The following is a 12,240-nucleotide window of genomic DNA, read 5'->3' as shown; positions in this document are numbered from 1 at the left end:
TCCTGCGCTCCACACTCAGCGCTGTTGATCCTTCAGGAACAGCCACGTGATCAGCGTGGCATCCGGCCCCTTGGGATCGGTGAACGGCAACCCGGACTGGCTGCCGCTCCAGGCATGCCCCATGCCCTGCACCACGTAATGCTGGACCAGCGTCCTGCCACCGTAGGTGTAGGTGTCGACCGTGTAGGCACGCCCACCCGGCACCTGTCCGTGGAAAGTGTTGGTCGGCACATGCTTCACCGAGTCGTTGTCCAGGCCATCGTCGGCCAGGTCATTGGTCTGCAGGAACTGGCGCACGGCCTGCTGTCCATTCACCGGGTTCACCGTAGCGTCGGCGGTGCCATGGAACACCAGCACCGGGATCGGTCGCGGTGACGGCGAACCCGAGCACTGCCAGGCCAGCCGCCCGTTGCTGTCCGGTGAGTAGATACTGCCGGCCAACAGCGCGTAGGCGCTGCCGGAGATCGTGGTCGCGCCCTTGTACATGCCACCGGAGTGGATCGCGCCCGCAGCAAACACATCCGAATAGCAGGCCAGCATGATCGAGGTCATCGCCCCGCCGGCGGAAATACCGGTGACGTAGACCCGATGCGGATCGATGCTGTAGCCCGCCTTCACCTTGTCCACGATGCCGGCCAGGATCGAGGCTTCACCGCTGTCGCGCGCCTGGTTGATCGGCAACTGCCAGTTCCAGCAGCGTGCCGGGTTGGAGGTTACGTTCTGCCGCGGGTAGACCACGATGAAGCCTTCGGTATCGGCCACCTCGTTGAAGCCGGAGGCCTCGCCCATCAGGTTCGGCCCGGTCACGCAGCCGTGCAGCACCAGCAACAGGGGCAGTGGCTGCGTTTCGTCGTAGCCAGCGGGTACCCATACCTGGTACTCGCGGGCACCGAACAGATTGCCGTACAGGTCAACATCCCAATGCCCGGGTGAGTCTGCCGCAGATGCGGCACCCGTCGTGGCCAGCCAGGTGCACAGCAGCAGCATCAGCGCCTTGATTGAATCGATTCCAGATTTCATGACCAGATCCTCATGCGTGAGTCGTGGATGAAGTGGTACCGGAAATCCTCGTGGACCGACCTTCCAGAGGGTGCTGCGACGCCGCTGTCAAACCCAGCCGGTGGCGTAGTAGATGCCGATCACCACGAACACCGCGAGGGTCTTGATGACGGTCACTGCGAAAATGTCCTTGTAGGCCTGGCGGTGGGTCAGCCCGGTCACCATCAGCAGGGTGATGACCGCACCGTTGTGCGGCAGGCTGTCCATGCCACCGGAGGCCATCGCGGCAACACGATGCAGCACCTCCATCGGGATGCCGGCAGCCTGCGCGTTGGCAATGAAGGTCTCCGACATTGCCGCGAGGGCGATGCTCATGCCGCCCGACGCCGAGCCGGTGACGCCGGCCAGGCCGGTGACGGTCACCGCTTCGTGCAGCAACGGATCCTTGATGGAGCCCAGCGGGTTGGCCACCACCATGAAACCCGGCAACGCGGCGATGACCGCGCCGAAGCCATATTCCGAGGCGGTGTTCATGGCGGCCAGCACTGCACCACCGATCGCCGCCTTGGTGCCCTCTGCAAACTGGGTGACCACCGGGCGCCAGGCCAGCGCCAGCACCGACAGGATGCCAACCAGCAGCGCACCCAGCACGGCCCAGATTGCGGTGATCTTCGCCACGTCCTGTACCACGGGCGCGGCGCTGCCCATGATCGACGGTACGAAGCTGTGCTCAGCGCCGTACCAGTGCGGCATGCCGAGGGTGAACAGCTTGTTGGAGACGAACACCAGCAGCAGCGGCAGCACGGCAATGCCCGCATGTGCCAGGTGGGTGCCGGCGAACGGTGTGGGCTCGTTCACCAGGGTGGCCGGATCGCCGTAGCCTTCGCCGTTGCGCAGCGCAACGCGACGGCGCCACTCGAGGTAGGCCATGCCAACCGCCAACACGAAGATGCCGCCAAGCGTGCCCAGCACGGGTGCCGCCCAGGTATCGGTGCCGAAGAACGTGGTTGGAATGATGTTCTGGATCTGCGGCGTTCCCGGCAGCGCGTCCATGGTGAAGCTGAAGCCGCCCACCGCCAGCGTGGCCGGAATCAGGCGCTTGGGGATGTTGCTCTGGCGGAACATCTCGGCCGCGAACGGATACACCGCGAACACCACCACGAACAAGGACACGCCGCCATAGGTCAGCAGGCCCGACACCAGCACGATCGACAGCATTGCCCGCTGCGGTCCGAACAACCGGATCGCAGCCCCCACGATGGAGCGGGAGAAGCCGGACAGTTCGATCAGCTTGCCGAACACCGCGCCCAGCAGGAATACCGGGAAATAGAGCTTGAGGAAGCCGACCATCTTGTCCATGAACAAGCCGGTGAACATCGGTGCCACCAGCGAGGGGTCGGTCAGCAGCACAGCACCCAGTGCGGCGATGGGCGCGAACAGGATCACGCTGTAACCGCGGTATGCCACCAGAATGAGGAAGGCCAGCGCTGCAAGTACGATCAGTAACGACATACGGCGCTTCCAGGTGGGGACGCGCCCAGTATCCGGATCTGGCGACCGCTGCCGACTGGACCTAGGTCCACTCGCCGGTGCCCCCACGGTGCCGCTAGCCTAGGCTGCATGGGTGGCAATGGGCCATCTGCCTTGGGGGAGGACCGAATGAAACGGAATTGCTTGAGCCTGATGATCGGCACGCTGTTGGCCACCGGGCCGGTTCTGGCGCAGGAAGCACCGCAGGGCACGCCGACGGCGGGCAGGACCGCTTCGGCGACCAACCTGGACAGCATCACGGTGACCGCGCGCAAGCGCGAGGAAACCCTGCAGGAGGTGCCGGTTGCGGTCACTGCCTTTACCTCCGAAGCCCTCGACAAGATGAACGTCCAGGACATCAGCGACCTGGATGGACAGGTGCCCAACCTGACCATCTACGCGGCGCGCGGAGCCAGCAGCACGGTCACTGCCTACATCCGCGGCGTCGGCCAGTCCGATCCCACCTGGGGCGCTGACCCAGGCGTAGGCATCTACCTGGACGACGTCTACATTGCCCGCCCGCAGGGGGCGTTGCTGGACGTGTTCGACGTCTCGCGCATCGAAGTTCTGCGCGGCCCGCAGGGCACGCTGTACGGCAAGAACACCATCGGCGGTGCGATCAAGTACATCTCGCGCGGCCTGCCCACCCAGACAGAAGGCTTTGCCCAGATCACCGTGGGCAACTACAGCCAATTGGACGCCAAGGCGGCCATCGGCGGCCCGATCGGTGGCGCCGATAGCGGTCTGCGCGCCCGCGTGGCAGTGGCCAGCATGAATCGTGACGGCTTCGGCGAAAACACCTTCACCGACCAGCCGGTGAGTGACAAGCAGATCAATGCGGCACGCTTCAACCTGGGTGCGTATGCGGGTGACGATTTCGACGTGCAGTTCGCCCTGGACTGGATCGATGACCAGTCCGGCATGCGCGGTTCGAAGATGCTGGCGCCCAACCCGTTCGTGCGCGCCTACCCGCCGATGGATGACCGCTACGATATCCGCTCGGGCATGCGCAACCTCAACAGCGTGGAGACCAAGGGTGCCTCGGCCACGGTGAACTGGCGGCCCAGCGAAGATGTCGCACTGAAGTACGTGGTGGCCAAGCGCGAATCGGACAGCGATGCGAACATCGATTTCGACAGCACGCCGGTCAAGCTGGCCGATGTGGGTGGCACTTACCACGACGACCAGGTCAGCAACGAGGTGCAGCTGAACTACGATGCCGGCGGACGCGTGCGCGGCGTGGTCGGCCTGTACCAGTTCAGTGGCGAAGCCGGCGGCCAGATCCGCAACAACTTCTTCAACCTGCAGTTCGGCGACACCCGCGGCAAGGTGCTGACCGACAGCATCGCGCTGTATGCCGATTGGACCTTCGACCTGACCAGCAAGCTGAAGCTGGACGTCGGCGCCCGCTACACCGACGAGGACAAGCGCGCAGTCGTGTTGAACCGCTTCTACGCCGACGCGACCTTCAGCAGACCCATCGCGGTGGCGGCGGATTTCGACAAGAAGACCAACTTCAAGAACGTCTCGCCGAAGGTGTCGCTGGACTACCAGATCACCCCGGACATCATGGTCTACGGGCTGGCCACACGAGGCTTCAAGTCCGGCGGCTACAACATCCGCGCCAATGCCGTCGCGGTGCCGCGCTCGGCCGAACCGTTCGATGACGAGACCGTGGACAGCTTCGAGATCGGCAGCAAGATGGCCTTCCTCGACCAGCGCCTGTTCCTGAACCTGTCGGCGTTCCACAACAAGTACAAGGACATCCAGCTGTCGGTGTTCACCGGCATCGATACCAATGGCGATGGCGTCGACGATTCCTTCTTCGGCGACTTCACCAATGCCGGCGCCGGCACCATCAACGGCCTGGAAATCGAGTACCAGTACCTGCCCAGCCAGCACTGGCTGATCTCCGGCAACCTGGCCTGGCTGGACGCCAAGTATGACGAATACATGGATCGTGGCGTCAACGTGGCCAAGCAGATGAAGTTCACCAACGCACCGGACTTCTCGGGCGCGTTGAACGTGGAGTACCGCACCGACCTGGCCAATGGCAGCAACCTGTCCGCGCGGGTGAGCTACAGCTACCAGAGCGAAGTGTGGCCGACCACCGATCTGAGCCCGGTGATCCGCCAGGACGGATACGGGCTGGTCAATGCCGGTGTGATCTGGAAGCTCGACGACGCCTGGACCTTCTCGCTGCAGGGCACCAACCTGGCCGACAAGGAATACCGCACCACCGGCTACAACATTCCGGCGGTCGGCACGCTGATTGGTTTCTATGGGCCGCCGCGCCAATATAGCCTCAGCGTCCGTTACGATTTCTAGGAAGCTTCTGCATGACACCGTCTTACGATGACCTGTACTGGAAAAGTGACGATGGCCTGCGCCTGCATGCGCGCGACCATGCCCCGGACGCGGGGCAACCGCCCCGTGGCACGGTGGTCTGCATCCCCGGTTTGACCCGCAATGGCGCCGACTTCGATGCCCTTGCGCAATCGCTGACCGCGGTCGGCTGGCGGGTGATCGCCGTTGACCTGCGTGGACGAGCGTGCTCGGAACGTGCGCTGGATCCGTCCAGTTACAACCCGCGCGCCTATGCCGATGACATGGTGGCGCTGCTGCGGTCACAGAACATCGACAAGGCGGTGTTCGTCGGCACCTCGCTGGGGGTGCTGGTCACCATCACCCTGGCCTCGCGTGCACCCGGGCTGATCGCCGCGGCGGTGCTGAACGATGCCGGCCCCAAGGTGCCGCGCGAAGCCCTGGCGCGGATCAGCAAGTACGCCGGCAAGCCCGTGCCACCGATGGACCTGGCACAGGCCACGAGCTATGTGGAGTCCATCGGCAAGGCTGCGTTCCCGCGCTTCACCACCGACGACTGGCGGGCGATGGCCGTGCGCACCTTCCGCCAGCGCAGCGATGGCCTGCTGGAACTGGACTACGACCCGGCGGTGATCCGCACCACGCGGCCGTGGGTGCTGTGGCTGCTGCGCCCGGTGTTGTGGCGGGCCGTGCGTGGCCTGACGTCGCGGGTACCGGTACTGGTGGTGCGCGGGGCGTTGTCGGACATCCTGCCTGCCGAGGTCGCGCGGCAGATGGCAGCCACGTCGCCCAACGCCCACCTCGTTGAAGTGCCGGAGGTGGGCCATGCGCCGATGTTGTCCGAGGCCGAGGCGCGTGATGCGATCCTGGCATTGCTGGAGCGCGTGCGATGAGTTCCGAGGTTTCGACAGATGAGCTGCCTGCCGCCCTGCAGGCCCTGCGGCAATGGGCGGCAAGTGAACGGCTGAGCGACAGCACGCGCATCACGCAATCGCGCATCGATGCTTTCGCCGACGCCACCGGTGATCACAACTGGATCCACACCGATCCGGCCCGCGCCCAGACCGGCCTGCCGGGTGGGCAGACCATTGCGCATGGCTTCCTTCTGCTCTCGCTTACCGTCGAGGACGATGTGGCGGCCCTGGCCGGTTTCCCCGGCATCGCCCACGTACTGAACTACGGATTGAACAAGGTCCGCTTCCTGGCGCCGGTACCCAGCGCTTCCGAGGTGCGGGTGCGCTCGCAGCTGCTATCACTGGAGGCACGCAGGCCCGGGCAGTGGCTGTTGACCCAGCAGAAGACGGTGGAAGTGATCCCCGCCGGCGAGGTGGCCGTGGTCGCCGAACAGCTGTCGCTGATCGTGCTCGCCGACTAGCGCCGCCCGGCTGCCCGCCGGCCACGGTTCTCTCTACACTGGAGCGATGTTGACGCCCTCCATCGTCCTGTTCGCCTGCATCGCGTGGACCGTGCTGCTGTTCGGCGTCGCCCTATGGGGGGAACGCCAGGGGCATCGGCTGTCGAAGCTCTGGCCGGCCATCTACGCGCTGTCGCTGGGCGTGCATTGCACGGCATGGACCTACTACGGGGCCGCCTCGCAGGGCGTGCAGTGGGGCTTTCCGATCCCGCCGACACTGATCGGCATGGCGCTCATTTTTGCCTTCGGCCTGCCGTTCCTGGTGCGGCTGGGGCGACTGGCCAAACAGCACAACAGTGCCACCATCGCCGATCTGGTGGTCGCGCGGCTGCGAGCCGACCAGGGGCTGGGCATCACCATCACCCTGGTCGCGCTGTTCGGCATCATTCCCTACATCGCACTGCAGCTCAAAGCTGTCAGCCAGGGCCTTGGTGCCTTGCTTGGCGATCAGTTCGCGCCCGTCGGCTGGCAACTGGACATGTCGTTCTGGTTCGCGCTGACGATGGCGGCGTTCACCACGCTGTTCGGCGCACGCAAGGCGTCGGCCACCGAACACAACCGCGGCATCGTAGTCGCGCTGGGCGTGGAATCGCTGTTGAAGCTGACGGCACTGCTGGCCATCGGCCTGTATGCCGCGCTCTCGGTGCACAAGGCCGGCGCGCCGCTGTTTGAAAAGATGGCGCACCTGCCGCCGCCGGCAGTCGTGCCTGATTACCTGACCATGGTCGCGCTCGGTGCGATGGCCGCGTTCACCCTGCCCCATCAGTTCCATGTGGGCGTGGTCGAACTGCGGCAGTCGTCGGACCTGAAGACGGCGCGCTGGCTGTTCCCGGTGTACCTGCTGTTGATCGGCCTGCCGTCGGTGCCGATGGCACTGGCGGGTGCCGCACAGTTGCCGTCTTCGGTGTCGCCCGACCTGTATGTCCTGGCCCTGCCGCAGGAACGCGGCCACCACCTGCTGGCGCTGCTGGCCTACCTGGGCAGCCTGAGCGCGGCCACCGGCATGATGATCCTGTCCGGGCTGACCCTGTCGATCATGCTCGGCAACCACGGCGTCGGCTCGCGCCTGCTGAGCGGCGTCAACGGCTTCAACAGCGGCGCCGATCTGCGACCGCGCGTGCTGGCCTTCCGTCGCGCCGGCATCCTCGCCGTGTTCCTGATGTCGTGGCTGTACAGCCGCGCGATGAGCGGCACCGAGGCACTCAGCGATTTCGGCCTGATGTCGTTCACCGCGCTCTCCCAGCTGGCACCGGCAGTACTGCTGGCGGTGTACCGTCCGCGTACGCCCTCCCCCGCCATCATCGCCGGGATCGTGCTGGGCTCACTGGTCTGGCTGTGGCTGGTGCTGCTGCCGATGGTGATCCCGGCGCCGCCGCCGTCGGCCAGCCCCGACGGACTGCACTGGCTGGCGATGTTCTCGCTGCGCATGCAGCCGGGCCATATCGCCATCAGCATGGGGGCGAGCCTGGCGGTCAACCTGGTAACCGTTGTGCTGGTGTCGCGTGCGGTGCGTCCCTCGATGCCACGGCAGCGCGACGCGGTGGCCGCGGCATCGTTGCGCAAGACTGCCGGTCGCTTCCTCGGCCAGGAACGGGCGCGCCAGCTGATGGACGGGCATGCCGGGCAGATGCTGGATGACGAGCGGGTCACCGCCATCGAGCGGGAGCTGACTGCCGTGGTCGGTGCGGGCATGGCACGCCTGCTGGTGGAGGCGGCCCGCGATGGTGGTGCCGCACCGCTGGACGCCGTTACCCGTGCGGTCGGCGAAGCCACCCAGGTACTGCGCTTCAACCAGCGCCTGCTGGAAGCCGCCTTGGAAAACATGAGCCAGGGCATCAGCGTGGTCGATGCGCAGTTGCAGCTGGTAGCCTGGAACAGCCGTTATGCCGCGCTGTTCAAGTTCCCGCCGGAGCTGCTGCAGGTGGGACAGCCGGTGTCGAACCTGACGGCGTGGGCGTTGGGACAGCTGAAGATCGGTGACACCGCCGGCGACTCGCGCGACAAGGCGTTGCAACGGCGGGTGGTACACATGCGGCGCGGCACTCCGCATCTGTCCGAGCGGATCTTCCCGGACAACACCATCGTTGAAATCCGCGGCAACCCGATGCCCGGTGGCGGCTACGTGGCCACCTTCACCGATGTCACCGCTTTCCGGCGTGCAGAAGACGCGCTCAAGCGCAGCAACGAAACCCTGGAGCGCCGGGTGCAGGACCGTACTGCCCGGCTGGAGCAGGCCGTGCATGAAGCCGAGCGGGCCAACGTGGCCAAGACACGCTTCCTGACCGCTGTCGGCCACGACCTGATCCAGCCCCTGCATGCGGCGCAGCTGCTGACCGATGCCATGTCGCAGCACATCGAATCGGAGTTCCTGGACAGCTTCCTGCGCCAGATTCGTGGTGCGCTGGACTCCACCGACGATCTGCTGTCGGGACTGCTCGATATTTCGCGGCTGGAAGCCGGTGGACTGGTGGCCGATCCGCGCCCGTTTGCGCTGTCGACCGTGTTGGACCCGCTTGCGCAGGAGTTCGCCGTGCTGGCCGCGGCGCGCGGCCTGCAGTTCCACCATGTACGGACCCGCGCGTGGGTGCACAGCGACCCGTTGCTGCTGCGTCGGGTGCTGCAGAACTTCCTGGCCAATGCCATCCGCTACACCCGCCATGGCGGCGTGCTGCTGGGCGTGCGCCGGCATGGCCAGACCCTGTCGATCGGCGTGCATGACAGCGGACCCGGCATCGCGCCGGAGCAGCAGGCGGTAGTATTCGAGGAATTCCACCGTGGCGATCGCAGTAACGGCCAGGGCCTGGGTCTGGGCCTGACCATCGCGAGCCGCATTGCCGACCTGCTGCACGCGCCGCTGCAACTGCACAGCGCGCTTGATCGCGGCTCGACCTTCTCCATCAGCGTGGTGCGGGCGGTGCCACCTGCGGCCCCGCGCACTGAACCCGCCGCTGGCAACAGCAGCATCAAGGGTATCCGCGTGCTGGTGGTCGACAACGACCCGGAGGCGTTGGAGGCGATGCGACAGATGCTGCTTTCCTGGGGCTGCGATGTCATCGCGGCGCGCGATGTCAATGCGCTGGGTGCTTCAGCACAGGAGGCGGCACTGTGGCTGTTCGACTACCACCTTGATGATGGCGATACAGGCGTCGCGCTGTGGAAGCGCCTTGTCGCCGTCCACGGGACGCGGCCGACGGTGATCCTCAGCGCCGACACCGGCAGCGACACCCGCGAGGCGGTGCGCAGCGTGGGCCTGTCGCTGCTCAACAAGCCGTTCAAGCCGCTGGCACTGCGCTGGGCGATCAACCATCTGCTGGCAACGGCCGCTACGGCAACACCCTGACCAAGGGTCAGGCGTCCTGCGTCTCTTCGATCTGCCGCGAGGGATCGGTCAGCCCCATCTCGTGCAGCACACGGATGGCCTGCGCACGATTACGCACGCCCAGCCGGCCCATGATGCGGGTCATGTGCGCCTTGACCGTGCGCAACTGCACACCCAGCCGGTCTGCGATCTGCTTGTTGAGCAGCCCTTCGGCCACCAAGCTCAGCACCTTGTACTGATGCGCGGACAGGCTGGACAAGCGCGCGGCAAGATCGGCGTCCTTGTTGAAGGGCGCCACCCGCGCCACCGGCTCGCGCAGCGGCGCCGGAATCCAGCGTTCACCTTCCAGCACGGTCTGCAGCGCGGACTGCAGGTCGGTCAGCCCTGAGCTCTTGGGCAGATAGCCGGCCGCGCCCAGATCGATGGCACGGCGGATCACGTGCGGCTCTTCATTGGCCGAAACGATGATGATCGCCAGCCCCGGTTGCAGCGCACGGATGGTCGCCAGACCGGCAAGACCATGGTTGCCCGGCATATGCAGGTCCAGCAGCATCAGGTCGATCTGCTGGCTCTCGATCGCTTCCAGCACGCTGTGCAGCGAATCGGCCTCGCTGATCTGCAGGTCGGCCACCGCCTCCTCGGCCGCGCGATGCAGCGCCGCGCGGAACAAGGGGTGGTCATCGGCGATGAGCAGGGTCGGCATGTCCAGCCGAGGTTAGCAAATCGCCTGCGTCTGGGCACGGGTACCAAGGTACGCTGGCGTGCGCCGCCGGGATTGCTAGGGTGGAGCAATGAACATCCATCGCTCCCTTGCTCCGCTGTGCGCCGCGCTGGCCCTGTTGCCGGGCGGCATCTCCGTCGCCGATGCCGGCACGCCCCGCCCCGCCACCGCTGTTCCGGTGTTCGAGCAGTGGCGGGAAACCGCGCATCGCGGCAACGATGAACTGCTGACAGCGGGACTGGGAATCGACGCCCTGCGCTCGGCCACGGCGCCAGCCTTCAGCAACCCGGCCCAGCCCACGGCCGAGGAGGCCCGGCGTCGTGCGATCTGGAGCAGCTGGCGCGGCATCGCCGACCTGACTCCCGGTGGTGGATTCGGCGATGTCTACGGCAGCCTGCAGGCGGTGCCCGGCCGCGAGTTCTCGGCCTATGCGCGCATTTCTGGCGCGCGCCAGCCCCACCGCGTGCTGGTGCAGGTGCCTGACAGTTTCGACGCCTCGCGACGCTGCCTGGTCGTCGCTGCGTCATCCGGCTCGCGTGGCATCTATGGCGCGATCGCGGTAGCCGGCAGCTGGGGCCTGGCCCACGGCTGCGCGATCGCCTACACCGACAAGGGCGCAGGCAGCGACTACTACGATCTGCACGCCAAGGCCGGCTTCCAGGCAGACGGCACGCCCGCCTCACAAGGCGCGTTGGCTTTCATCCCTGCGGGTGCGGCAGCCACGCAGGGAGTCGCCTTCAAACACGCGCATTCGGGTGACAACCCGGAAGCAGACTGGGGTCGTCATCTGCTGCAGGCGCTGCAGTTCGGCCTGCAGTCACTGGACCGCGCCTACCCGGAATCAAAGCCATTCACGGCGGCCAACACGCGCACGCTGGGCGTGGGTGTATCCAATGGCGGTGGCGCCGTGCTGCGCGCGGCGGAGATCGAAGGCGACTGGTTCGATGCGATGGTGGCCGGCGAACCGAATGTGTCGGTGGCAGGCGCTCCGCCGCTGTACGACTTCGTCACCCAGGCCGCGCTGCTGATGCCCTGTGCCCTGCTGGCAGAGGACGATCTGCCGCAACCGCCGATGCGAGCGCAGGCCGTGCCGGTGTGGACACAGCGATGCGCCACGCTGAAATCCGCCGGGTCGGTGCAAGGCGATGACACTGCGGCACAGGCACGGTCGGCACGGCAGCAGCTGCTCGATGCTGGCTTGAGCGACGATGCACTTCGCGCCGGCGTGTTCTCGACCGGGTTCGATCTGTGGCGCGCCATCGCGGCCACCTATTCGTCGGCCTACGGGCGCTACGGCGCTGGCGAACATCCCTGTGCGTACAGTTTCTCGGCCACTGGGGCAGATGGCAGGCCTGGCGCGGCCGCAGCCGAGGCTCGCGCAACCTGGTGGAGTGAGGGCAGCGGCATTCCGCCGGGCAACGGCGTGGTGCTGGCGGATGGCAATTCAGCCGGGGCGGCAGACAATCCGCTGCATGGCCTGAACTGCCTGCGTGCACTTGGCAATGGCGATAGCGCTGATGCCCGGCGGGTACGCGGCGGCATCGCCGCGGCCACCGCCAAGGCCCCGCGTCGCGGCCTGCCCATCGTGGTGATCCATGGCATCGACGATGGGCTGGTGCCGATCAGCATGACCAGCGATCGCTACGTGCCACTTGCACGCAAGGCGGGGGCACAGATCACCTATTGGCGGGTGAACAACGCACAGCATTTCGACTCGCTGCTGGCCTTCCCGGATTACCGGAAGCGCTACGTGCCGCTGCTGCCCTACATGTTCGCGGCGATGGACCAGGTATGGGATCACCTTGAGGATCCAGCGCATCCACTGCCGCTGGATGCGCTCATCCAGCCAACGCCACGCGCCGAAGCGCCCTTGCTGCGCGAGCAGCTGTCCATTCCCGCAGCCCAGGCCATCCCACGCCGCTGACGCGCCGC

Annotated in this window: 8 protein-coding genes; 5 read left to right on the top strand and 3 right to left on the bottom strand. The window is 66.3% G+C overall.

The window, feature by feature from the left end:
• Window positions 1-15 precede the first annotated feature (15 nt).
• On the bottom strand, window positions 16-1,020 hold the full coding sequence (locus tag QOL57_RS16680; protein ID WP_089235713.1) for a PHB depolymerase family esterase: 1,005 nt from the start codon (window positions 1,018-1,020) through the stop codon (window positions 16-18).
• Window positions 1,021-1,107: 87 nt separating this feature from the next.
• Window positions 1,108-2,511, bottom strand: coding sequence for a GntP family permease (locus tag QOL57_RS16675; RefSeq protein WP_089235714.1), 1,404 nt, complete (start codon window positions 2,509-2,511; stop codon window positions 1,108-1,110).
• Between the two features lie 147 nt (window positions 2,512-2,658).
• Here QOL57_RS16675 and QOL57_RS16670 point away from each other — a divergent pair, with 147 nt between their 5' ends.
• The 4 genes from QOL57_RS16670 to QOL57_RS16655 are packed head-to-tail and all read left to right on the top strand — an operon-like array spanning window position 2,659 to window position 9,608.
• Complete coding sequence (locus QOL57_RS16670; RefSeq protein WP_244900594.1) at window positions 2,659-4,857, top strand: TonB-dependent receptor; 2,199 nt, start codon at window positions 2,659-2,661, stop codon at window positions 4,855-4,857.
• Window positions 4,858-4,868: 11 nt separating this feature from the next.
• Window positions 4,869-5,747, top strand: a complete 879-nt coding sequence (locus QOL57_RS16665) for an alpha/beta hydrolase (protein WP_089235715.1) — start codon at window positions 4,869-4,871, stop codon at window positions 5,745-5,747.
• Entirely contained in the window at window positions 5,744-6,229 is a 486-nt protein-coding gene (locus tag QOL57_RS16660; protein ID WP_089235716.1) for a MaoC family dehydratase, read from the top strand. The genes QOL57_RS16665 and QOL57_RS16660 overlap by 4 nt, the downstream gene beginning before the upstream one ends.
• A gap of 46 nt (window positions 6,230-6,275) precedes the next feature.
• Entirely contained in the window at window positions 6,276-9,608 is a 3,333-nt protein-coding gene (locus QOL57_RS16655; protein WP_089235717.1) for a PAS-domain containing protein, read from the top strand.
• A 7-nt stretch (window positions 9,609-9,615) separates the two neighbouring features.
• Here QOL57_RS16655 and QOL57_RS16650 read toward each other — a convergent pair whose 3' ends face one another.
• Entirely contained in the window at window positions 9,616-10,290 is a 675-nt protein-coding gene (locus tag QOL57_RS16650) for a response regulator transcription factor (protein ID WP_089235718.1), read from the bottom strand.
• An 88-nt stretch (window positions 10,291-10,378) separates the two neighbouring features.
• On the opposite strand from QOL57_RS16650, the gene QOL57_RS16645 reads away from it, so the two are divergent.
• On the top strand, window positions 10,379-12,232 hold the full coding sequence (locus tag QOL57_RS16645; RefSeq protein WP_089235719.1) for a 3-hydroxybutyrate oligomer hydrolase family protein: 1,854 nt from the start codon (window positions 10,379-10,381) through the stop codon (window positions 12,230-12,232).
• Window positions 12,233-12,240: the final 8 nt, after the last annotated feature.

Origin of the sequence: Stenotrophomonas sp. yr243 (assembly GCF_900184195.1) — a bacterium.
Taxonomy (GTDB): Bacteria; Pseudomonadota; Gammaproteobacteria; order Xanthomonadales; family Xanthomonadaceae; genus Stenotrophomonas; species Stenotrophomonas lactitubi.
Note: the sequence above shows the minus strand (reverse complement) of the source record. Positions and strands in the feature narration are given on the sequence as shown.